Origin of the sequence: Mesorhizobium sp. M1396, from assembly GCF_040317725.1 — a bacterium.
Taxonomy (GTDB): domain Bacteria; phylum Pseudomonadota; class Alphaproteobacteria; order Rhizobiales; family Rhizobiaceae; genus Mesorhizobium.
On the sequence record NZ_JAMYLA010000027.1, the window covers coordinates 40,055 to 62,944 of the forward strand.

20 protein-coding genes and 6 pseudogenes are annotated in these 22,890 nt (G+C 61.8%); 19 read left to right on the forward strand and 7 right to left on the reverse strand.

Going from position 1 to position 22,890, the window contains the following annotated elements:
• Positions 1-174 precede the first annotated feature (174 nt).
• The 5 genes and pseudogenes from NKH02_RS18730 to nadE form a co-directional block, all read left to right on the forward strand.
• Positions 175-776 (forward strand): annotated as a pseudogene (locus NKH02_RS18730) (transposase); the annotation flags it as partial.
• Between the two features lie 222 nt (positions 777-998).
• Positions 999-2,936, forward strand: coding sequence for an asparagine synthase (glutamine-hydrolyzing) (gene asnB, locus NKH02_RS18735; RefSeq protein WP_352880614.1), 1,938 nt, complete (start codon positions 999-1,001; stop codon positions 2,934-2,936).
• Between the two features lie 23 nt (positions 2,937-2,959).
• Positions 2,960-3,226, forward strand: a complete 267-nt coding sequence (locus NKH02_RS18740) for an acyl carrier protein (protein ID WP_352880615.1) — start codon at positions 2,960-2,962, stop codon at positions 3,224-3,226.
• 26 nt (positions 3,227-3,252) lie between these two features.
• Positions 3,253-4,797 (forward strand): class I adenylate-forming enzyme family protein, encoded by a 1,545-nt coding sequence (locus NKH02_RS18745; RefSeq protein ID WP_352880617.1) that lies wholly within the window; start codon positions 3,253-3,255, stop codon positions 4,795-4,797.
• A complete protein-coding gene (nadE, locus tag NKH02_RS18750) occupies positions 4,794-5,801 on the forward strand; it encodes an NAD(+) synthase (RefSeq protein ID WP_352880619.1) in 1,008 nt (335 codons plus the stop codon). Before NKH02_RS18745 ends, nadE begins: the two co-directional genes overlap by 4 nt.
• Positions 5,802-5,848: 47 nt before the next feature.
• On the opposite strand, the gene NKH02_RS18755 is transcribed toward nadE, so the two are convergent.
• The 5 genes and pseudogenes from NKH02_RS18755 to NKH02_RS18775 all read right to left on the reverse strand — a co-directional run bounded on the left by NKH02_RS18755 (position 5,849) and on the right by NKH02_RS18775 (position 10,654).
• Positions 5,849-6,964: a hypothetical protein gene (locus NKH02_RS18755; protein ID WP_352873006.1), complete on the reverse strand. Its 1,116-nt coding sequence runs from the start codon at positions 6,962-6,964 to the stop codon at positions 5,849-5,851.
• The gene (locus NKH02_RS18760; RefSeq protein WP_352880621.1) at positions 6,961-7,629 is read right to left on the reverse strand and encodes a N5-glutamine methyltransferase family protein; all 669 of its coding nucleotides are present in this window, start codon (positions 7,627-7,629) and stop codon (positions 6,961-6,963) included. The genes NKH02_RS18755 and NKH02_RS18760 overlap by 4 nt, the downstream gene beginning before the upstream one ends.
• A 223-nt stretch (positions 7,630-7,852) precedes the next feature.
• Positions 7,853-8,380, reverse strand: a pseudogene (locus tag NKH02_RS18765) (IS5 family transposase); the annotation flags it as partial.
• 545 nt (positions 8,381-8,925) lie between these two features.
• Entirely contained in the window at positions 8,926-9,633 is a 708-nt protein-coding gene (gene scpB, locus NKH02_RS18770) for an SMC-Scp complex subunit ScpB (protein WP_352880622.1), read from the reverse strand.
• 4 nt (positions 9,634-9,637) lie between these two features.
• A complete protein-coding gene (locus NKH02_RS18775) occupies positions 9,638-10,654 on the reverse strand; it encodes a DUF1403 family protein (RefSeq protein ID WP_352880679.1) in 1,017 nt (338 codons plus the stop codon).
• Between the two features lie 167 nt (positions 10,655-10,821).
• On the opposite strand from NKH02_RS18775, the gene NKH02_RS18780 reads away from it, so the two are divergent.
• The 12 genes and pseudogenes from NKH02_RS18780 (at position 10,822) to NKH02_RS18835 (ending at position 20,907) form a co-directional block, all read left to right on the forward strand.
• The gene (locus tag NKH02_RS18780) at positions 10,822-11,079 is read left to right on the forward strand and encodes a type II toxin-antitoxin system VapB family antitoxin (protein WP_352873010.1); all 258 of its coding nucleotides are present in this window, start codon (positions 10,822-10,824) and stop codon (positions 11,077-11,079) included.
• Positions 11,079-11,465: a type II toxin-antitoxin system VapC family toxin gene (locus NKH02_RS18785; protein WP_352880624.1), complete on the forward strand. Its 387-nt coding sequence runs from the start codon at positions 11,079-11,081 to the stop codon at positions 11,463-11,465. Before NKH02_RS18780 ends, NKH02_RS18785 begins: the two co-directional genes overlap by 1 nt.
• 2 nt (positions 11,466-11,467) lie before the next feature.
• Positions 11,468-12,595 (forward strand): site-specific integrase, encoded by a 1,128-nt coding sequence (locus tag NKH02_RS18790; RefSeq protein WP_502913834.1) that lies wholly within the window; start codon positions 11,468-11,470, stop codon positions 12,593-12,595.
• A gap of 173 nt (positions 12,596-12,768) precedes the next feature.
• A pseudogene (locus NKH02_RS18795) lies at positions 12,769-13,029 on the forward strand (Fic/DOC family N-terminal domain-containing protein); the annotation flags it as partial.
• A 158-nt stretch (positions 13,030-13,187) separates the two neighbouring features.
• A complete protein-coding gene (locus tag NKH02_RS18800; RefSeq protein ID WP_352880627.1) occupies positions 13,188-13,766 on the forward strand; it encodes a Fic family protein in 579 nt (192 codons plus the stop codon).
• Positions 13,767-13,856: 90 nt separating this feature from the next.
• Positions 13,857-14,157, forward strand: a pseudogene (locus NKH02_RS18805) (integrase); the annotation flags it as partial.
• Positions 14,158-14,258: 101 nt separating this feature from the next.
• Entirely contained in the window at positions 14,259-15,425 is a 1,167-nt protein-coding gene (locus NKH02_RS18810) for an ATP-binding protein (RefSeq protein ID WP_352873014.1), read from the forward strand.
• 878 nt (positions 15,426-16,303) lie between these two features.
• Positions 16,304-17,506, forward strand: a complete 1,203-nt coding sequence (gene repA / locus NKH02_RS18815; RefSeq protein WP_352873016.1) for a plasmid partitioning protein RepA — start codon at positions 16,304-16,306, stop codon at positions 17,504-17,506.
• Positions 17,507-17,583: 77 nt separating this feature from the next.
• On the forward strand, positions 17,584-18,549 hold the full coding sequence (gene repB / locus NKH02_RS18820; protein WP_352880629.1) for a plasmid partitioning protein RepB: 966 nt from the start codon (positions 17,584-17,586) through the stop codon (positions 18,547-18,549).
• Between the two features lie 154 nt (positions 18,550-18,703).
• Positions 18,704-19,909, forward strand: a complete 1,206-nt coding sequence (repC, locus tag NKH02_RS18825) for a plasmid replication protein RepC (protein WP_352880631.1) — start codon at positions 18,704-18,706, stop codon at positions 19,907-19,909.
• A gap of 88 nt (positions 19,910-19,997) precedes the next feature.
• A complete protein-coding gene (locus NKH02_RS18830; protein WP_352873021.1) occupies positions 19,998-20,429 on the forward strand; it encodes an antitoxin Xre-like helix-turn-helix domain-containing protein in 432 nt (143 codons plus the stop codon).
• Positions 20,426-20,907, forward strand: a pseudogene (locus NKH02_RS18835) (RES family NAD+ phosphorylase). Before NKH02_RS18830 ends, NKH02_RS18835 begins: the two are co-directional and overlap by 4 nt.
• 139 nt (positions 20,908-21,046) lie before the next feature.
• Here NKH02_RS18835 and NKH02_RS18840 read toward each other — a convergent pair.
• Positions 21,047-21,355, reverse strand: a pseudogene (locus tag NKH02_RS18840) (recombinase family protein); the annotation flags it as partial.
• Between the two features lie 179 nt (positions 21,356-21,534).
• Between NKH02_RS18840 and NKH02_RS18845 the strand changes: the two are divergent.
• Together NKH02_RS18845 and NKH02_RS18850 are read left to right on the forward strand one after the other, a co-directional pair.
• The gene (locus NKH02_RS18845) at positions 21,535-21,873 is read left to right on the forward strand and encodes a type II toxin-antitoxin system RelE/ParE family toxin (protein WP_352880633.1); all 339 of its coding nucleotides are present in this window, start codon (positions 21,535-21,537) and stop codon (positions 21,871-21,873) included.
• The gene (locus NKH02_RS18850; RefSeq protein ID WP_352880635.1) at positions 21,870-22,223 is read left to right on the forward strand and encodes a helix-turn-helix domain-containing protein; all 354 of its coding nucleotides are present in this window, start codon (positions 21,870-21,872) and stop codon (positions 22,221-22,223) included. The genes NKH02_RS18845 and NKH02_RS18850 overlap by 4 nt, the downstream gene beginning before the upstream one ends.
• A gap of 224 nt (positions 22,224-22,447) precedes the next feature.
• Here the strand turns inward: NKH02_RS18850 and NKH02_RS18855 are convergent, their stop codons facing one another.
• Positions 22,448-22,867 (reverse strand): hypothetical protein, encoded by a 420-nt coding sequence (locus NKH02_RS18855; protein WP_352880636.1) that lies wholly within the window; start codon positions 22,865-22,867, stop codon positions 22,448-22,450.
• Positions 22,868-22,890: the final 23 nt, after the last annotated feature.

Below are 22,890 nucleotides of genomic sequence, written 5' to 3' on the forward strand. Positions count from 1 at the left end.
GGCTTTGTGGTATGGGCTGGCACGCGCCAAATATGCCGATATCAATCAGCGCGCTGCGCATGCAGCCTTCGCTTCGCGATGGCAATCGAGAAGGACCGTGACGAGAGTCTTGGGGTCGTCTGTTCGCTGATCTTCTGCTGAGGACGAGTGCGATGTCACCGAAGAGCCGGCTGACCGCGCGCCAGCGACTCCAACCAGGCCGTCGCGGCGCTTGGAACTGTTTTTGGAATGCGGCTGCGCCAGACCGAGGGATTGCTACGCTCGCTGCTGGGTCTCATGGGGCTGAATGTGCCTGTTCCCGATCATACGACGCTGAGCCGTCGGGCGCAGAAGTGGGAGCCATCAGCCAGACGAAACCAGCCTCTGCCGGACGGCCCGCTGCACGTGAGATTGACCCGTTCACAGCCGACGGGGCCTATGATGGCAAGCCAACCTATCAGATGATCCTGCAGCATAGCAGCACCGCGAACGTCGTCATTCCACCTCGGTCGACGGCAGTGGAAAGCGATGATACCGGACCGCCTGGTCAACGGGACAAGCACATTATCGCGATCGCAAGCGACGGTCGGCTGAGATGGCAGGCTGCTACCGGCTATGGTAAGCGGGCTCTGATCGAGACCGCCATCGGAAGGTACAAGGCACTGATCGGACGACGCTTGCGGGCTCGTTCGTTCGCCGCTCAGCAGACCGAGGTTGCCGTCGGTTGCAGCGTGCTCAACCGCATGCTGGCGTGTGCACGCCCGGAGTCTGTCCGGCATCAAGTCCGGCAGGTATAACCGGCAACATCAAAGACCGAAATGCGTTCGATTTCATATCCGCGCACCAACGCCGCGTCATTGCCTTCATCTCGCGGCAGATCCAATGCTCACGCAAGAAATCAGCCGTCGGCGGCCGCTCAAAATTTACCATTCTCATGAATAGTCCCAAATGTTTAACACTTGCCGGTATCTTGGCGGCTATAGTCCGAGCCGCGCTGGTGGACTCGGAAATATCTCGGCATGTGCGGTTTTAGCGGTTATTTCGGCACTGTCCGGGATGGGAGGGCGCTCCTTGAAAGGATGACGGCTGCCATTGCGCATCGCGGCCCCGATGAGCAGGGGTTCTTCACCACAAAGGCGGCCGGCCTCGGCCATGCGCGGCTGTCCATCATCGACCTGGGGGACGGCCAGCAGCCCATGTCCGATGCGACGGGCGATCTGACGATCGCCTTCAACGGCGAGATCTTCAACTATGTGGAACTGCGCGAGCAGCTTCGCGCGAAAGGCCGCCATTTCCGGACAGCCAGCGACACCGAAGTGATCCTGCATCTCTATGACGAGATGGGGGAGGATTGCGTCTCCGCGCTCAATGGCGATTTCGCCTTTGCGCTCTGGGACGGCCGCCGCCGCCGCATGGTTCTGGCGCGCGACCGCATGGGGGTCCGGCCGCTCTTCTATACAAGGCAGGGCGAACGGCTTTACTTCGCCTCGGAGGTCAAGGCGCTCCTCCAGGCCCCGGGCGTCGCGGCCGAGATTGATCCGGTCGCACTCGACCAGATCTTCACGCTCTGGGCCCCGATCGCGCCGCGCACGGCCTTCCGCAATATCTACGAGCTCGAACCCGCAAGCCTGATGATCGTGCAAGAGGGCAGCGTCTCGACGCGGCCCTACTGGAGTCTGGAGTATCCCGACCGGGAAGCGCCGCCCCGGCACCGGGACGAGCGTGCCGCGGCCGAGGAACTGCGCGCCCTCCTGACGGAGGCGACCCGCATCCGCATGCGCGCCGATGTACCAGTCGGCGCCTATCTCTCTGGCGGCCTCGATTCCTCCATCACATCGGCGCTGGCGGCGGGCATGGCGCCGGGTGGCCTCAGGACCTTCTCGGTCACCTTCGATAGCGCCGAACATGACGAGAGCCCCTTCCAGCTCGAGATGGCCCGTGCGCTCGGCACGCATCACAGCGCCGTCGCCTGCGGGGAAGGCGATATCGCCGCCGTCTTCCCTGACGTTATCCGCTTCACGGAGCGGCCGATCCTGCGCACTGCCCCTGCCCCGCTCTACAAGCTCTCGAGCCTCGTGCGCGAGGCCGGCTTGAAAGTGGTGCTGACGGGCGAAGGCGCCGACGAAGTCTTTGCCGGCTACGATATTTTCAAGGAGGCCAGGGTTCGGCGCTTTTGCAGGAGACAGCCCGGCTCCCGCATCCGGCCGCATCTGTTCCGCAAGCTCTACCCCTATCTTCCGGGCCTGAGGCAGCAATCGGCCGAGTACCTTTTCTCCTTCTTCGGGGCTAGCGGCGCGGCGCTCGACGATCCGCTGTTCTCCCATCGGCCGAGGTTCGACGGCACGGCGGCGACGAAGCTGTTCTACTCGGGCGATCTGCGTGCCACATTGTCCGGATATGACGCCGCCGAAGAGCTCGCCGCGCGGCTGCCCGAGGCGTTCGCCCGCTGGCATCCCTTGCATCAGGCGCAATATCTGGAAGCCCGCTTCCTTCTCCCCGGCTATATCCTGTCCAGCCAGGGCGACCGCATGGCGATGGCCCACGGAATCGAGGGCCGCTTTCCCTTCCTCGACCATCATCTGGTCGAGTTTGCCGCCGGCCTTCCTCCCGAGATGAAGCTGAAGGGGCTCGTGGAGAAGCATATTCTCCGGGAGGCGACCAAAGACCTGCTGCCGGCCGCCATCGGCCGGCGGACCAAGCAGCCCTATCGCGCACCGGACAGCCAGTCCTTCGTTGGGCCGGGCACGAGGGACTATGTCCAGTCGGCCCTGGGCGACGCCGCAGTCAGCGCCGGCGGGCTCTTCAATCCGAAGGCAGTGGCAAAACTACATGAGAAATGCAGCCGCCAGCCGGCCTCCGGCTTTCGCGACAACGCGGCCTTTGTCGGCATCCTGTCGACGCAGCTGTGGCTGACGACTTTCACCGGCACAGGCATTTGCAACGCAAAGGCCGCCTGACACCACCAAGGAAAGCGAACGACATGACCGATACGATCCGAGACGCAGTGAAGGCCTTTGTCATCGAGAACTTCCTGTTCGGCGACACCACCCACGCCCTCGCCGATACGGACTCGCTGATCGAGAACGGCATCATCGATTCGACCGGCGTTCTGGAACTGGTGGCCTTTATCGAGGACCATTGCAGAATCACAGTTGCGGACGCCGATATCGTGCCGGCCAACCTCGATTCACTGGCGCGCATCACGGCCTTCATCTCAGCGAAGACCGCATCGCTCGTCGCGGCGTGACGGCTGGCAGCGGAAGGCCCGAGCTCATGCGGGTCGAGCAATTCCTCATCACGAACGCGGCCGCGCATGGCGCGAAGACGGCGCTTGTCACCGACCGGAAGCGGTTGCGCTATGACGAGCTCGACGATCTGTCGAACCGGCTCGCGACCGCTCTCGTCGCGAATGGCGTGCAGCGCAGCGACCGCGTTCTCGTCTTCATGGACAATTGCTGGGAAGCTGCCGTCTCGATCTTCGCGGTTCTCAAGGCGGGCGCGACCTTCAGCCCGATCAACGCCTCCACCAAGGCTGACAAGCTCGCTTATGTCATCGACGATTGCGAGGCTGCGGCGATCCTGACCCAGGCCAAGCTGATGCCTGTCGTGATCCAGGCGCGTGCGCTGTCGGACCGGCCGCTCTTCGTCGCGTCGACGCAAGCGCCATCCAGCCATGCGCCGGATGGCGCTGCCTCCTTCGAGGATTGTCTCAAGGTCGCGCCCGTGCCCGTTCGCCATGGCGGGATCGACATCGACCTCGCCATGCTGATCTACACCTCGGGCTCCACCGGCCGCCCCAAGGGCGTGATGATGACGCATCGCAATATCGATGCCGCGGCCGAATCCATCACGACCTATCTGCGCAACACCCCTGACGACATCATCCTCAATGTCCTGCCCCTGGCTTTCGACTACGGCCTCTATCAGCTGCTGATGGCGATGAAGCTCGGCGCGACCCTCGTCCTCGAAAAATCCTTTGCCTTTCCGCAGGCCATTTTCGAGCGCATCCGCGCCGAGAAGGTCACCGGTTTCCCGCTGGTGCCGACGATGGCGGCGCTGATCCTGCAGATGCGCGATTTGGCGCCGGGTTTCCTGCCGAGCCTGCGCTATATCTCGAACACCGCCGCCGCCCTGCCGCCGGTGCATATCGCCCGGCTGGGCGAGCTGTTCCCCGGCGTGCGGCTCTATTCCATGTACGGTCTGACGGAGTGCAAGCGCTGCACCTACCTGCCCCCGGAGGAACTGGACCGCCGGCCGGGTTCCGTCGGCATCGCTATTCCCAACACGGAAGCGATCGTCGTCGACTATGAGGGCAACCGCGTGCCACCGGGCGTGGCGGGCGAGTTGGTCATCCGCGGCCCGCATGTCATGCAGGGCTATTGGCGCAACGACGTGGCCACGGAGCAGATGCTGCGTCCCGGGCCGCATCCCTGGGAAAAGCGGCTCCACACCGGCGACCTGTTCCGGACGGACGAGGACGGCTTCCTCTATTTCGTTGGCCGCAAGGACGACATCATCAAGACGCGCGGCGAAAAGGTCGCCCCGAAGGAAGTCGAAACTGTGCTGCACGCCCATCCCGGCATCGTGGAAGCCGTGGTGACCGGCGTGCCGGATCCGGTGCTCGGCCACGCCATTGCCGCCCTCGTCGTTCTCTCGGACGAGACCCTGAGCGAACGGGACATCATTCGCTACTGCGCCGTTCATCTCGAGGATTTCATGGTGCCGAAGCTCATCGAGTTCCGCCGCGAGTTGCCGAAGACCGATACCGGAAAGGTCAGCCGAAGGCTGGCGGCCGAAACGTTGGGGACGGCAGAATGAACCTCTCCCTCGCCCCGAGCCGTCCCGCCTTCTCGGCCGACGCGCTGACGCTCGACAACGCTGCGGAAACCGACCGCATCGTCGCCGGGTTGCGCGAGCAGCTACGCGGCATGCGCAAGCGCGGGCTCGTGCTCGGCCTCTCTGGCGGCATCGATTCCAGCGTCTCGGTCGCGCTCGCCGCCCGCGCCGTCGGCGCGAAGAACGTCTTCTGCCTGTTCATGCCGGAAAGCGACTCCGATCCCGACAGCCTCCGCCTCGGCCGGCTGGCCGCCGAAACCTTCGGCGTCGAAGCGATCGTGGAGGATATCGGCCCGACGCTGCACGCGATGGGTTGTTATGAGCGGCGGGATGCCTTCATCCGCAAGCTGGTGCCGGAATACGGGCCGGGCTGGGCCTCAAAGATCGTCATCGCCAATTCGCTCGCCGGCGAGGGCTACAACATCTCCTCGCTGGTGGTGCAGGACCCCGAAGGCCGGCAGACGAAGCTGCGCATGTCGCCGGCGGTCTATCTCGGCATCGTCGCCGCCACCAACATGAAGCAGCGCACGCGCAAACAGATCGAGTACTATCACGCCGACCGGCTGAATTTCGCCGTGCTCGGCACGCCGAACCGCCTCGAATACGACCAAGGCTTCTTCGTGAAGAATGGCGACGGCGCGGCTGACGTCAAACCGATCGCCCATCTCTACAAGAGCCAGGTCTATGCGCTTGCCGCCCATCTCGGCATTCCCGAGGAAATCTGCCGCAGGGCGCCGACGACCGACACCTATTCCCTCGAGCAGACGCAGGAAGAGTTCTACTTCTCCCTGCCCTATGACCGCATGGATATTTGCCTCTTCGGCCTGAATAATGGCCTTTCAGCCGTGGAGGTCGGCGCCGCCGCGAAGCTGACTACGGTCGAGGTCGAACGCGTCTGGGCCGATATCGCCGCCAAGCGCCGGGCGACGCGCTATCTGCACCTTGGCCCGCAGCTCGTCCGCCCCGTCGAGGAAATCGCCTGCTGAGATCGGCGCGACCATCGGGATTATGTCGTCGCGCGCGCAATGACGGCCTATTCGAACCGCTCCCCGGCCAGGCGATTCCAGTGCTCGCCGGCCAGCCCGTTGAAGAAACCTTGCGAGCTCAGGAACGCGTTCACCAGCTCCTCGTCGCGCGAATGCACCACGGTCGAGGCCGGTTGAGTGAAGGCGACCCGCCGACCCAGCATCGCTGCCAACAGGGCGGGTTGCGTCCGGCCGCGCAGGCCGGCGGCGCCGCGCCGCGCTGCATCGCCAATCAAGCAGTCGACGACGGAACCAGCTTGCCCCGGCAGGGCCAGAACCTGCAGCACGCGCGCCATCCTGCCCGGGCGGGTGTGATAGAGGAAGGCGCCGACCAGCGCCCCGCTGGGGGAGGAGACGGACGCGAACACGGCCTCGCCATAGTCCGGCTTCTGGGAAGCCTCCGCGAGGATATGCGCAAGCTGCTCCGCGCTCCAGTCGGGGCGGAGCGGGAACTGCCGCGTCAACGGGTCCAAAAGTGCCGCAAAACCGGCATGATCGATTTCGGCAACCTTGAGGCCGCCCTTGCCATTCCAGAGTTCCGGGACCCCGGACCAGCGCATCTCGTTCTCCTGCATCCGTCCGCGAAGATAGCGATCGAGTCCGCGCGCGAGCGGGTCAAGCAAGCGCACGGCGCCGGCTCGCCGCGAGGCTAGATCGAGCAGGAAGGCCGAAGGCCGGATGACCCGGATCCAGTCCAGGCTGTATTGCGGCAGGGCGACCCCGCGCAGTTTCGTCCACATCTGCGTCGAGAGGGCATTTGCGGTTTCGCTGAAGGAGATGTCCTGCGGCCCGGCCAGGAATGTCCTGAGCAGCCTTGCGCCGGCCATCGGGTCGTTCGCCCGCGGTTCGACCATGAGCGAACCACAGATGGCGGCGCGCAGCTTGCGCTGGCCATGCCTCATCGGCAGCACATTCACGCCGACAAAGCCTGAAATGTCGCCTTCGCTCGCAATATGGACGAGAGACGCGATCTCCGGATCGCGGACCGGGCCTTCGAGATAGTGCCAGCGCAGATAAGTCTCGAGCGCCGGAGGCGGCGGCTTTCCACCGTCCCGGAAGGTTCTTTGAAAGAGCCCGGCGACGGCCGGAATATCCGCAGCCTGCAGGGGGCGAATCTGGCTCATGCCAAACTCGCGGAGGATGAGATCGCGGGCGCACCGTTCTCCAGCTTGCGGAGGAGTGCGACACGCGGCATTCCGACCTCATCCTTGGCGAATGTCACGGGTTCATAGGCCTTGGCTCTGGCTATCAGGGCAGCCACCTGGCGGTCCTGCCCCTGCCCGAACTCGAACAGCAGCCAGCCACTAGGCTTGAGGAAATCGATTGCGTCCCGGATCAGCCGCTGTTGGATCGAGATGCCGTAAGGCCCCCCGTCGAAGGCCTCACGCGGCTCGCACTCAAGCAGATGCGCGCTCTCGCCTTCGAGGCGCGCAGTCGAGATATAGGGCGGATTGCAGACAATCATGTCCGCCGCGCCGATAAGCCCATCGCCCTCCAGCGCACCGAACAGATCCCCTTTCCGGATGGTGACCCGGTCCTGAAGGGCCAAGCGTTCGGCATTGCTACGGGCGAGCGCGACCGTGCTGTCAGTCACGTCCACCCCCCAGACGCGGGCCGACGGAACTTCCGCCGCGATCGCCAGAGCAAGGTTGCCGGAGCCGCAGCACATGTCGATCACCATCGGGCCGGGCGCGCGATCGCGAAGAATCGCGAGCGCGCTCTGTCCGAGCAACTCTGTTTCCTGACGCGGCACGAGAACGCCCGGAGCCAGTTCGAGCATCACGCTCATGAAACGATGCAGGCGGGGCTTAGAACGGCCGGCTAGGGCTGCTGCTCTGTGCGGCACGGCGGTTACTTACGTCATCCAACGGTATTGCATACACAATGACCTATCGCGCTCCGGTAAACGGCTGCTAAAGATATCGCCGCCGATACTCCGCAGCGCGCCAACTCGGCCATATAGATGCGGCGTTGGTGCGCGGATATGAAATCGCCGGACTTGATGCGGGACAGTGGGCAATGATCTCGCCATTATTGGCATCCACTGCCAGATGGAGCTTGCGCCAGTGACGGCGTGATCTGGCACCAAGTTTCTCCTCCAGCCATTGTCCGGTGCCGTATATTTTCAATCCCGTGCTGTCGACCAGCACGTGCAGCGGGCCGTCCGGCCGAGGCTGGTTTCGTCTGGCTGATGGCTCCCACTTCTGCGCCCGACGGCTCAGCGTCGTATGATCGGGAACAGGCACATTCAGCCCCATGAGACCCAGCAGCGAGGGTAGCAATCCCTCGGTCTGGCGCAGCCGCATTCCAAAAACAGTTCCAAGCATCAGGGCCGTCTCGATGGCAAGATCGGAATACCGGGCTTGGCATCCCCGGGTCTTGCGTCGGGGAGCGTGCCACCCGGCCAGGGCTTCCGGCGTGGCCCATAATGTCAGGCTGCCACGTAGGCGGAGACCTGCCTCCTAATCCGGCCAGTTCGTCACCCTGAATTTCATCTTCCCGATGCGGTGACGGCACGCAGAATTGCGTTTGTAGGGCATGGCACGGATCAAGCTGATTTCGATCCTGTTTGCCTATCCCAGAACCCTTGACAAGGTATCCACGCACCAACGCTGCGCGCTACGCTCTCCTGGTTTCGGTACGAGCTCCTGGAGCCAACGTTGATATCTACACGGCGATCGCCAATCAGTTGGCAATCCCGATCCCTGCATCATAACCGGCGGACCGTCGCCGCCATCATCTACAAAACCATCCAGCGATAAGGGTGCGCCGTGGTCCGGCGCGGCAAAGGTAGAGGGGGTGCGGCTATTATCTGCGCGCGGTGCCCAACCGTTGGCGCGAGCCGTGTCCTTCCGCCTTCTAAAACTGGATCGAGACAGACCTGAAGGCGAGCCTATCGGAGAGAGCTATGGCCTTGACTTCCTTACAGGGCCACCCCGTCGTGCTTGAGTGTCCTCTTTCGTAGGACCAAGGACACTCATGAAAAACCAGGACTTTGTCGAAGCGGGCGCCGGCGTGCTTCGCAGTCGAGCTTAAGCCGCGAGTGTCTGCAAGCGCCAGCGACTGTTGCGTGGGCGGCGGGCAGTCATTCGTCGACCTCGACCCCGCCGTATTCTGCGCTACCGGCAAAGTCGGGCATGATATCCCCCGCCAACAGCTTCTCTTTGCTCAGCAGCCCGGCATCCTCGAGTGCCTCGAAATCCGGCAGGTCGCGCAGCGTGTCGAGACCGAACTCGAGCAGGAATTCTTTGGTCGTGACGTAGGTGTAGGGCGCGCCGGGCGTCGGGCTGCGCGGACCGGACGCGATCAGCTTTGCGCCGCGCAGATGACCGATGAGATCGCGGCTGATCTCCTTGCCAAAGAAGGAAGAAAGCTCGGCGCGGGTGATCGGCTGGAAGTAGGCGACGCACATCAGCACCAGCACTTCAGATTGTGTCAGATCCACGGCTCGGTCGTTGCCGCCGACCGCGGCACGGATGGCGTCGGCATAGGCCGGCCGCGTCAGATGCTTCCAGCCGCCGGCGACGGCGACCAGGTCGTAGGGCCGGCCGCGCAGTTCTTCGCGGATGTCATCGATCAAAAGGTCGATGCTGCAGTTTTTGCCGACGATCCGCGCCAGAGTCTCGCGGCCGACCGGCTCGCTGGCAGCAAAGATTGTGGCCTCGACGCGATGCATCCATTCGCGCCAGCGCGCCTCCGGCGGCAGGTGGTCCAGCTCCCGGTCGAACAGCTGGTCAGCTGATTGACGATCATCTGACCGGCTTCCCCCTCGCCTGCGCACTGCCTCGGCCATGGTCTCAGAGTCCGTAAATGCGGAAGGTCGATCGACCTGACAATTCGCGCACGGCGCCGAGCTCGACCAGCCGGTCGAACAGCCGGCGCAGGCCGCGATCGCTCATGCCGATGTTTTTGTCACCGCGGGATGCCATGATGGCGTCCTGCGACAGCAGTCTGTCGACGATGGTGTCTGCCCCTTTCGCACGCAGCTTTGGCGCGACAGCGAGCAGTTTTTCCGCGCGGCGCCCGAGCTCGGCGGAAAGATCATTCGCGCGCAGCGCGGCGCGCGCCTGCGCGGCCAGCAGGCTTTTGGCCCGATCGGCATCCGTTTCGGCACCCGGAGCCAGAGCAGCAGTCACTGGTCGACGCGGCCGGCCCGTACCCACGGCCAAGGCCGCCTCCCCGCCCAGCAAAGGGATTGCATGCGTCCAGCCTAGCCGCTGCGCGAGCAAGGCATCGGCAAGCCAGGCTCCGAGAACGCGCCCGAAACCGTGTCGTTCGGCGGCCGCGACTGCGCCAGTCAGCATTCCGACCAACCCGGCGCTGGTGCCGAGTTGGCGAAGTTCGTCCGCCAGATCGCCGAGCCCCTCATCGTCGGGGGCGTAGCCGAACTCCTCCAACACCGCGGCGAGGTTCTTCTCCGTCACCAATTCTTCCGCGGGCCGAACCGCCAGCCGGCGCCAGGCAAGCAGCAAAAGACCGGCGGGACCGACGGAAAAAAAATCGCCCGGCCGTGTGAGCAGCACGGCGTCGCGCAATGCGCCTTCATCCTCGACGCGCCCCGCCTGGCGTGCCGTTGCCGCGGCCGCCGCAAGCGCCAGCCGCTGCCGCCAGGCGCCGGCCCACCGCTCCTGCCGGCGGACCACCGCATCGAGCGCGCCGATGGCGGCGCCGGCAACGAGCGCCACGTCAACATCTTTTCCCGCAAGGCTTTGTGCATCCGGGATGGCCCGGCGTAGCCAAGCCGGCACCGTTGCCATCGGTGCGGTCGAAGGCGTGGCGTGGTGGCGCGGAGAGGGTTTGGGACGCAGAATCATCGCAAGCACGATGAATCATGGCGGCGCTTTTGGCAATCGTTTTGAGCAAAAACCGCCGCGCCTGTCGCCCAGTTAATACGAATGATAATGTTGCATTATCGTTCGTAATCGACATAGGACCAAGTCTTTGGTAGAAACCGGCGAAAAGGTAGAGTTTGGAGCCTCTCGTGTCCCTCAGTATCAAAAATCCGGCCACCGTTGCCCTCGCCGACGAGCTCGCGCGCCGTCAAGGTGTCACCAAGACCGCGGCCATTCATCAGGCGCTGAGCGAGCGTCTTCATCGCCTGGGCTTTGGCGACAAGGCTCAGGAGCGGATGCGGGTAGAATTGCGCGGCATTCGCGAAAGAGTGGCCCGGTTGCCGGAATTGGACGGTCGCAGCGATGAGGAGATCATCGGTTTTGACGAGCATGGAATTCCGAACTGATGGTGATCGATACCTCAGCGCTTGTGGCCATGCTTCGCAGTGAGCCGGAGGCTTCACGGCTTGAAAGCGCGCTGGTCGCCGATCCGGTCCGCCTGATCCCGGCAACCTGCCTGCTCGAGGCGCGGATGGTCCTGGTCAGCAGGCGCGGAGAGCACGCGTTGGCCGAGGTCGATCTTTGGCTCCGCAAAATCGAGGCTGACGTCATCCCTGTCGACTCCGAATTGGTCGATCTGGCGACCCAGGCGTGGCTTACCTATGGCAAGGGCCGTCGTCCCGCGGCCCGGAATTTTGCCGATTGTCTATCGTACGCTCTAGCAAGGCGTTCAGACGAACCGCTGCTGTTCATCGGCAACGACTTTTCCCAGACAGACGTGGAGGCTGCATGAGGATGGCTGAGCACGGTCAACGATCACCTGCTGTTGCAGCTGGAGAGAATGATCTTCCCGATATCATAGATGTGGTCATGGAGATGAGGGGCGCATCAGATGAGCCGCAAATGGCCCCTGCCCCATCGTCGGCGTCCGGTCTTCCGGCGCACCTGGAAAAACTGGCCGACCACGCGCGAAAATATGTCGAGGCGGCAAGCTCCGCCAACACGCGGCGCGCATACGCCGCCGACTGGAAGCATTTTTGCGCTTGGGCACGCCGACAAGGTCTGCAGGCGTTCCCGCCTGATCCACAGACCGTCGGCCTCTACATCACCGCCTGCGCGTCCGGCAAGGTGACAGGAGACAGGAAGCCTAACTCCGTCTCGACCATCGAGCGCCGTCTTTCTTCGCTGACCTGGAACTATACGCAGCGTGGCCAGCCGCTCGACAGGAAAGACCGCCACATTGCCACCGTGCTGGCCGGCATCCGCAACACCCACGCCTCCCCTCCCCTTCAGAAAGAAGCCATTCTGCCTGAAGACCTGATCGCCATGCTGGAGACGCTTGACCGTGGCACTTTGCGCGGGTTGCGCGATCGCGCCATGCTCTTGCTTGGGTTTGCCGGCGGCCTGCGCCGCTCCGAGATCGTCGGGCTCGATGTTGCCAAGGATCAGACGGAGGATGGCCGCGGCTGGGCCGAGATTTTCGACAAAGGTGCTTTGGTGACATTGCGCGGCAAGACCGGCTGGCGCGAGGTCGAGATCGGTCGTGGCTCCTCGGACGCCACCTGCCCGGTCGTCGCCCTGCAGACCTGGCTGAAATTGGCAGGGATTGGACACGGACCGCTATTTCGACGCGTCACCGGCCAAGGCAAGGCTGTCGGAACCCAGCGATTGAACGATCAGGAGGTGGCGCGGCTGGTCAAGCGCGCGGCGCTCGCTGCCGGCGTGCGTGGTGATCTTTCCGAGGGCGAGCGCGGTCAAAAGTTTTCCGGCCATTCGCTGCGCGCTGGCCTCGCCTCCTCGGCCGAGGTCGACGAGCGCTATGTGCAGAAGCAACTCGGCCACACTAGCGCAGAGATGATCCGCAGGTATCAGCGGAGGCGCGACAGGTTTCGGATCAACCTCACCAAGGCAAGCGGGCTATAAACGCCCCTATAGAGGGAGCCCGCACTACCAAGGGCCAATAACCTCCGTTTTGCGCGATCGCCTTGCTGCTACAATATGTCGATAGATTACGGTTCTATCGACATGATTTGGCAATATGTCGATGCCAAGGACATATCAACCCCGACATGTCGATCGAACAAGGAACCATCGACATGACGTTTCAGGCCGACCGACCTTACAATGGCCTACCTTCCCTGCCCCCAAAGAAGGATGTTGAAACGAAGCCCGTGCTCAAGGCCTGCATAGCGGCGCGCGCGGCCTTGGCAGAGCTCAGGGTATCGGGTCAGCTTATCCCGAACCAAGCAGTCCTCATCAACTCTATCCCGCTCCTAGAAGCCCAGGCAAGTTCCGAAATAGAGAACATCGTCACGACGACGGACCGCTTGTATCGCTTCGCCAATGAAGCCGGAAATCTCGCTGATGCTGCCACGAAGGAGGCGCTGCGCTACGGCACCGCGCTCAATCAGGGCTTCCGAACTCTGCAAGAGCGCCCTGTGACGACGTCAACGGCGGTCGCGGTGTGCCGCACGATCAAGGGCGTCGAACTCGACATTCGGTCGACGCCCGGCAGGTGGTCAACCAGGCGACGGGTGCGGTTGTCTACACCCCGCCCGAGGGACAGAACCTCCTGCGCGACAAGCTGGCGAACTGGGAGCGCTACATCCATGAGGCCGAGGACATCGATCCGTTGATCCGCCTCGCCGTGATGCACTACCAATTCGAGGCCATCCATCCATTTGGCGACGGCAATGGCAGAACCGGCCGCGTGCTGAAGCTGCTCTATCTGGTTGACAAGGGCCTCCTGGACATCCCGGTGCTCTATCTAAGCCGCTATATCATCCGAAACAAAGGAGCCTACTACGATCGCCTTCTCGCCGTGACGACGGAGGGCGCGTGGGAAAGTTGGATCCTCTACATGCTCGCCGCACGGAGACGGCTGGCTGGTCAACTGCCCGTATACACGCGATCCGCGACCTACGAGACCGCCGAGCGCTTGCGGCGAGACCTCCCGAAGATCTACTCCCGAGAGCTTGCCGAGATAATCTTCGTCAATCCGTACTGCCGGATCGGCGATCACGAGAACCTCTATATCAATCCGGCCTTGCTGGCGCTTCTCACCGAGCGCCAGCCGGCGCAAGGCGGCCAGTGAAGCCCTCACCTTCCTACCGGCACTAAACCGCCCGTCTGTGGCGCGATCAAACCGAAGACGGTCGCGGCTGGATTGAATTTTTCCCGCTGCATCGCGCATGATCCCCTTTTCCGCCGCGCCACCGCGCAGGGCAAAGCGGTGGGCACCGAGCGGCTCAACGATCAGGAGGTGGCGCGGCTGGTCAAACGCGCAGCCTTGGCGGCCGGCGTGCGCGGTGATTTTTCCGAGGGCGAGCGCGGCCAGAGTTTTCTGGCCATTCGCTGCGCGCAGGCCTCGCTTCCTGAACGCTATAGGCAGAGGCAGCTTGGTCACGCCTCGGCCGAGACACCGTTTTCGGGTCAACCTCACCAAGGCGTCGGGATTGGAGAGTGACGAAGCCCACCTCTTCTGAAAGGCATACTTCTCCCGAATTCGGACGTTGCGGGCGTCGACGCTGACCAATTTCGTCAGTCCGTCCTTGCAAATCAGGAATTGCACTCCATAATTGCTAGGATGATAAAGCGCCGGATCGAAACGCAACTCGCCGAATTGATAGACACTACCCCTGCGGTGGCACTGATTGGGCCGCGCCAGGTCGGCAAGACTACGCTCGCGCTCGAAATAGCCGAGACACGGCCGTCGATCTATCTCGATCTCGAGTCCGATGCGGACAGAGCTAAGCTCGCGGAGCCGGAACTCTACCTTGCCGAACATGAGGGCGAGTTGGTGATCCTCGATGAGGTCCATCGGCTTCCAAACCTGTTCCAGAATCTTCGTGGCTTGATCGACCGCGGTCGCCGCAGCGGCAAGAAGACCGGGCGCTTTCTGCTGCTGGGGTCCGCTTCCATCGATCTCCTCAGGCAGACCGGCGAGACGCTCGCCGGCCGCATCGCCTATCTTGAAATGCATCCGATTGACGGACTGGAGGTGCCGGCCGAACAGTTGAACCCCCTGTGGGTGCGCGGCGGCTTTCCCGACAGCTTTCTGGCTACGAGCGACCGCGCCAGTCAGCGGTGGCGGCAGGACTTTATCCGCACCTACCTTGAGCGCGATATCCCGCTGCTCGGGCCTCGCATTCCGGCCGAAACGCTGCGCCGCTTCTGGACCATGCTGGCACATCATCAATCAGGGCTCCTCAACGCGGCCGAATTTGCCCGCGCCCTCGGTGTCGACGGCAAGACTATCGCTTCCTATCTGGACCTGTTGGTTGACCTGTTGCTGGTGCGCAGGCTTGAGCCGTGGCATGCAAATGTCGGGAAACGTCTAGTCAAGTCGCCGCGGGTTTACGTGCGCGACAGCGGCATTGCTCATACGCTGCTTGGACTGACAACCCTTGAGGACGTTCTCGCTCATCCCGTTGCCGGCGCCAGCTGGGAAGGGTTTGTCATTGAGACACTGATTGCGGCCGCCCCATCCGGCACGGACGCCAACTTCTATCGCACATCCGCCGGCGCCGAAATCGACCTGCTAATGACACCTCAAGGCAGCCAGCCCTGGGCGATCGAAATCAAGCGCAGCCTGACGCCAAAAGTGGAGAAGGGCTTTCATCTGGCGTGCGAGGACGTAGATCCAATCCGTCGCCTCGTTGTCTATCCGGGAGCAGAGCGCTTTCCGTTGAAACATGACGTCGAGGCAGTACCGCTTCATATCCTTGCGAAAATGCTGGTCGAACTTGGCTGATAGGCTCGTCGGCCCTCCCCTTACGACCCGCCCCATCCGGCACTCACTCTGCAGCTGACCCAGGTCTTGTTAAAGCGTTAGTCGCGGCCTGGCCTGCGCCTCAGTGCGATGAGCATTAGTCCGTCAGGCTTGTCGTGTCCCATGACCTCGATCGCTCCTGACCTCGATCGCTTCCTGCCATGCACTTTGCTTGTGTCGATAAACGGCTGGACGAGAGCCGCAGCATTCGTCGGGCTGGTCAATCGCCGAACAGGTGCAGGATAAGGCGATCCCCGAGGCCAAGATGCTACTACTCATCGTGGCCGACCAGTTTTGGATCGACTACAGCGCGCATGTCCTTGAAACGTGTCTTCACTCACATCGCCCGGCCTTGCTGAGGTCTATTGCTAGGCGATGCCCCAGCACGTGGCCCCGGCCGCGGCATAGGCCGCGCGTCATGCCGAACTGCGCCCGATCGGAGTCAAGGGTTCTCGCGCCTCGTCGCGATCGTGCTGGTCGGCCATCGCTTTAAAACTCGCTCCCCAATTCACCCATGACCAGTTCAAAAGGAGCCTGACTGCCGTCGGCGGGAACGCCTCCCCTGCGCCCGTTCGCAATTGCAACCTTTTTGCCCGCTGACGAACGCGATTTTACTGCCGTAAATAATGGTCTTTGTGGCAGGGAAAACATGCATTTAGCCAGCCGGGTGGGAGAGTTCTTGCTTCGAAGGACGAGCCGCCGCTATCGGGACGATATCAGTATTCGCCAGTAAGAATGCCGGCAGGTGCCGTTAACCTTCTGTTAACCTAAAACTTCTTGCCGGGCTTTCCGAATCGGAGCTTAATGGCGCTTGTTGAATAGTTTCATCGCAAAAAGCGCCAATTCGGGTTTCGACGAGAATGAATATCGCCATGCGGCTACCAAGCTTCGAGTTCGACGACAAGATTCTCGAGCAGGGTGCTGAGATATCGCGACGCCTCAATCAGCTTCGCATGGAGAAATTTCCACCCAATGCGACGAAGACACTGCGTCCATTTTCGATGGCGGAAGTCGCCCACTATCTTGGTGTATCGCAAAACAATCTGAAGCGGCTTCACCTCGAAGGCAAGGGACCTTTGCCTGACCAGGTCCCTTCCGGCCGACGCTCCTACACGGCCGCACAGATGCTCGAACTTCGCCATTTCCTGGACCAGCACGGCAGGACCGAGGTCAAGAAGTATGTTCCGCATCGCAAGCCTGGAGACAAGCTCCAGGTGGTTGCTGTCGTCAACTTCAAGGGCGGTAGCGGCAAGACAACGACTGCCGCCCACCTCGCCCAGCACTTGGCTCTGACCGGCCACCGTGTCCTTGCAATCGATCTCGACCCGCAAGCTTCGCTCTCCGCCCTGCATGGCTTCCAGCCCGAACTCGATCAGAACCTCTCGCTCTATGAGGCGATCCGTTACGATGACAAGCGCCTACCGATCTCCGACGTGATCGTGCCGACGAACTTTCCGAGCCTGGATATCATTCCGGCCAATCTCGAGCTGCAAGAGTATGAGTACGACACGCCGCTCGCCATGCAGGATAAATCGTCCAGTGCTGGCCGTCAGTTCTTCACCAGGATCGCAAAGGCGCTGTCCGAGGTCGACGACCGTTACGACGTCGTTGTAGTCGATTGCCCGCCCCAGCTCGGCTATCTGACCTTGACGGCCATGTCGGCGGCGACGTCCGTTCTCATCACCGTTCATCCTCAAATGCTCGACCTGATGTCGATGAGCCAGTTCCTGTTGATGCTCGGCGGAATTTTGAAAACCATCAAAGCCGCCGGTGCGGCGATCGAGCTCGATTGGTTTCGCTACCTGATCACGCGGTACGAACCGACAGACATTCCGCAAGCGCAGATGGTCGGCTTCATGCAGTCGATGCTTGCCGGCCAGATCCTCGAGAATCCCATGCTCAAGTCGACGGCGATTTCGGATGCGGGTCTGACGAAACAGACGCTCTACGAAGTCGAGAGATCGTCCTTTACCCGCTCTACCTATGACCGGGCGCTTGAATCGCTGGACGCAGTGAACGCGGAGATCACGGCTCTTGTCCATCGCGCCTGGGGGCGGTCATGACAGCGCGGTTTACGGCAGTAAAAAGTGGAAATTTTGATCGTGAAATCAGTCGACTAACCGCGAATCGGAGCGATTGAATGGCACGCAAGGACATTTTCGGCAGTGTCATGGGTCCCGCAACGGCAATTGCCGATGGCCAGGACGTCTCCGGCTACGCCGTTCGTGGCGCATCACGGTCGATCATACAGTCCTTCGAGGAGCTCTCGAAGAGTTCAGTCGTCGATCTCGATCCGGCTCTGGTCGACACGTCATTCGTCTCGGACCGTATGGACGATGACGATGATGCGTTTCAGGAGTTGCTGACGGCAATTCGTGAACGAGGACAGGATTCTCCGATCCTGGTCCGACCTCACCCTGAGACTCCGGGACGCTTTCAAACGGTCTTTGGCCATAGGCGCGTCAGGGTTGCCCGGCAGTTGGAAAGGCCTGTACGCGCTGTCGTCAAGAAGATGGACGATAGGGACCATGTCATCGCCCAAGGCCAGGAGAACGCCGCCAGAGTCGATCTGTCCTTCATCGAGCGGACGCTTTTTGCAGACCGCGTTCTCAAGCGAGGCCATTCGCCTGACACGGTGAAATCAGCTCTTGCGCTCGACGACACGACCTTCTCGAAGATGCGTTCTGTGATCAGCAACATTCCAGAGCAGGTCATTTTTGCGGTGGGCGCGGCCAAAGGCATTGGCCGCGACCGCTGGTGGCAGCTTGCCAAGCTCATGGAGCATCCTGGTGCCGCGGCGAGGGCAGCGGAGTGCGTGGCAATCGCCGATTTCGCGCAGCCCGGTAGTGAGGCCCGTTTTGCCCGTCTGTTCGACTTTGTGAGCGCCCCGGTGAAGCCCCCGCGGGCGCCATCGAAGCCCCAGGAGCGGGCCTGGGCACCCCAGGACAAATCGGTTCGCGCTAAGATCACCGACACGGGAAAAGTGTTTACGCTTGCCTTGAAGTCCAAGGAAGCGTCGCCCTTCGGCACATTCATTGCCGGCAAACTCGATGAGCTTTTCGAGGCTTTTCGGGAGTCGGAAATGGCGAAGAAAACAGGAGACTAAACCGCAAAAGAAAAAGGCCCCCGAACGTCACCGTCGCGGAAGCCCTTCTCAAGTCTGTAGCAAGCTGAGAATCGCACTTCCTCGAATCACTGTCAAGAGTCGTGGCGTCGTTTCGGCGAGCGGATTTCTTTTGCCTGATTGAAAGGTGAGGGAAATGGAGAGTGGGTATGGAACGACGCCCTTTGGGCGGCGGCCGATGACGCTTGCGCTGGTGCAAGCGAACGCGGCATCGCGAGAGATTCCTGATGGAGCTCTCGTCGAGAAGTGGCAGGTCTATCGTTGGTTGTGCGAGGGCAGGGCCGTCGTAGGTGTGGGAGATCGCGCTCTGGCCGTGCTGAGCGGGCTTTTGTCGTTCTATCCCGACGACCAGATCAGCGAGGAAAACGGCCTGATGGTCTTTCCCTCGAACGCGCAGTTGTCACTGCGCACACACGGTATGCCCAGTTCCACATTGCGGCGACATCTGGCTGAGCTGGTGAGTTGCGGCCTGATCATCCGTCGGGACAGTCCAAACGGCAAAAGGTTCGCCCGGAAAGGGAAGGGTGGCGCCATTGAGGAGGCGTTCGGATTCTCACTGGCGCCGCTGCTGACGCGGGCCGTTGAGTTTCAGCATGCTGCCGAACAGGTGCGCGCCGACAGCCATGCGCTCCGGTTAATGAGGGAGCGGATCACGCTTCATCGTCGCGACATCCACAAGCTTGTCGAGGCTGCGATCGCGGAGGGCGTTCCTGGCGACTGGGGAGCCATGTGGAGACGGTTCAGGGCCATTGTAGATGCAATTCCGCGGCGGGCAGGGCTATGCGAATTGGAGGCAATCGTTGCCGAGCTGACGAGACTTCATGACGAAGTGGACATGATGTTGGAAAACTTCATGAATTCCACGAAACCTAGCGCCAATGAGTCCCAAAATGAGCGGCAGCAATCTGATTCAAACACAGACTCCACTTTTGTATTTGAACCGGCTTTCGAGAAAAGCAGGGCGGCGGTCGAACCAAGGCGGGCAGACGACGCGAAACCGAAAAGCTATCCGATAGGACTTGTGCTGAAAGCCTGCCCCGAAATTTCAGACTATGCCGTGCACGGCATCGGAAACTGGCGCGATTTGATGATCACCGCCGTCCAGGTACGAGGCTACCTTGGTATTTCGCCCTCGGCATACGAGGAGGCTTGCCATGTGATGGGCCAGGAGACCGCCGCCATCGTGATTGCCTGCATCTTGCAAAGGGCACAGCACATCAACTCGGCCGGCGGTTATCTGCGGGTTCTAACCGAAAAGGCGAGGGCAGGGGAGTTTTCGGTCGGGCCTATGCTGATGGCGGCGTTGAAGGCGAACGGTGTGACGGCAAAGATGACTGGGTAACCGTTGGCGGATCGGTTCGCGCTGATGCGGGGCTTGCATGGCGCATCATGTGAGGCGATATTTTGCCTCACATGGAATGGAGAGTGAAATGCTGGCGTTTGGAAATGTCGCCGACGTGTTGGGGCTGCCCGTTAAGGAGGTGGCGTCACGGTCGCCTTTCGGGCTGATCTCCCGGATCGAGAATGGACTTCCCATCGGCGCGCTCGAGCGCGTTGCGCAGCTTCTGGCGCCTGGCGATGCTCAGTTCAAATACCGGCTGATCCCCAAGGCGACCTACGAGCGGCGCAAGGCGGTACATCGTCTCTCGTCGGACGAGGGCACACGATTGGCCCGCGTGGCGCGCGTCTGGAGTCTTGCTGTCGATGTCTGGCACAACGAAGAGGAAGCACGTGGTTTCTTGTTTCGGCCGCACCCGATGATTGAGGACAAGCGACCGATCGACGTCGTTATCCTGAGCGAGTTCGGCGCCGAAATGGTGGTCGATATCCTCGGAGGTCTGAAGTACGGCAGCGCTGCGTGACGGCGCAGACTCCCGATCGCACGCTATCGTCCTTTCGCATCGGCGATCCGGCCGGCACCTCCCGATCTACGACGCGACCGGCTCGACAATCGCGCCAGGGCGATGGAACACGCCCGGAAGTCCTATCATCTACACCAGCGAGCACTATTCGACGGCCTTGTTGGAAAAGCTGGTGCATGGCAGCGGCCGACTGCCGCCCAACCAGCATTACATCGAAATCACAATTCCGCGCGGGCTGAGCTATGAGGTCTTTTCCCAGCCGTCACTGCCCGGCTGGGACACGATGCCGGCGACGGTGAGCAAGGGATTTGGCGAAACCTGGTGTTTAGAACGGCGCAGCGTCATTCTGCTGGTGCCGAGTGCCGTGGCGCGTCTCGATTGCAATGTGCTGATCAATCCGGCGCATCCGGAGTTTTCAAGGATCCAGACAAGTCTGCACCAGCCCGTCTACTGGGACAGGCGGCTGTTTGGCGCGTAACGGGGAGGGGCTTTGTGTCGCCTACAACCCCGAGGCCTTGGTGAGATTGACGCGGAACCGGTCACGTCGGCGCTGGTATTTCCGCGTCATCTCGGCCGAGGCATGGCCGAGCTGCTTTTGCACATAGCGCCATCGACCTCGAGAACATGCCTTGCGGCGTCGACGTATCGATCGGATCGCGGAGCGAGCGGAAATGCACGCCGCGCGTCTCAAGCTGCTCGATGACCTCCAACAGATGGCTGACCGACCGGGCGAGGCGGTCGAGCCGCACGAGGACGAGAACGTCGCCGGCGGCGATCTCACACATCAGCTTCGCCAGCACCGGCCGGGAGCGAGAGGCGCCGGAACCATGTTCCTGGTGAACCATATGACAGCCGGTGGCGTTGAGCTCGTCGACCTAGGCGTCATTGAGTTGGTCTTCGGTGGAGACCCGTGCATAGCCGATCAAGGGGGGCGAGGAAGGGTGTGAGCTGTCTGCGTGACTTGGCCCTGCGGCGTATTTTGGGTCGATTTTTGCAAAGTTGCAATGTGTCAGAAAAGGAACGTTTGAGGCGAGTGTCGCGACACACGCCTTGACTTTTCCCTTTGCGTAAGCCATTTACTAACCCATTGGGTTATAGGAGTAGTATGCAGACTGTCGCCGAGACGCCGCTCTTCATCAAGCAGGCCACTGAACTTTTCACCGAAGAGGAGCGCTCGGAACTGATCGATTTCCTGGCGGCCAACCCCCAGGCGGGCGATGAAATTCCCGGTGCGGGTGGTGTTCGCAAGTTGCGTTTCGGCGCCAAGGGAAAGGGCAAACGCGGTGGAGCCCGCGTGATTTACTACTGGTACAGCGAGGAGGCGCCAATCTATGCGCTTCTGGCGTATGGAAAGAACGAGAAGACCGACTTGAAGCCGGAAGAGGCCAAGGCCGTAGCCGCGTTCGCGAAAGCGATCAAGGCAGCGAACAGGAGCAAGATATGAGCGAGATGACGAAGTTTGGAGCGGACCTGATCCAGGCGATGTCCGAGGCGCTGGCTCACGCTCAGGGCAAGGACGTTCCGGGAATGCAGGTCCATGCGGTTGATGTCGGCACAGTTGATGCGAAGGCGATCCGCAAGAGGCTGGACCTTACACAGGACCAGATGGCGACCGTGCTCGGAACCAGTCCGTCCGGCTACAAGAAATGGGAGCAGGGGACGAGGCAGCCCAGCGGCGCTGCGCGCACGCTGCTCCGGATCATGGAACGGGAGCCGGAAGCTGTGCTGCGAGCCCTGTCTAGGGAAGTTGCTGAGAGCGACGAAACGCGCGCTTCACCTGCGGCATCTCACTGACAGGAACATCAATCGGCTCGGTCCTATGTGATCACAGCGCGGCCCGTCCGTGGGTCCGTTCCGCGTCATTGTGATGCTGAACGGCGGTGCTGCGACTGCTGCATGCTTCGCGCAGCCTCAGCGAGATTGCCGGAGTGCAGGCTGTGGGCGGAGAAACATTTTCGGATCGAGCCCGGCCTCGGCAACGCGGCGTGAGGTGTCGCGCGACGCTTTCGGGGGCGATATCAGTCACCGACCTCGATCGAATTGTGATCGCACCACGTCCTCAACGCTCTTTCTTCCGCATTCGCTTCGAAAGCGTACCACCGATCGAGTGCACCCCTTCGCTGCAACAGATCCTTGAATCTTGCGTACGCGCCTCTTTTGCTGAAGATTTCTTGAACGTCACCGACGTTGTCAGGCAGAAATTGGCGTGCGAAGTCCAGTGCGAGCGGCTTGCCCAGGTCGAGTTCTTTCTTGTCAGGTATTTGGGCGTATTTGTCGCTGTCGTCGATATCATCCGGCAATTCGTCCAAATCACCCGTGAATTCGGAATGCCAGTAGAGCGTGCCTGACTGCTTGCACAGAAAGGCCTGATGTTCTCCCGTGCCCCCAGAACTGACGAATTCGAAAGCCAACAGTATGTCTTTAAAGCTGACGGGCATTGTCGTTCGGCGTCCTATATAGA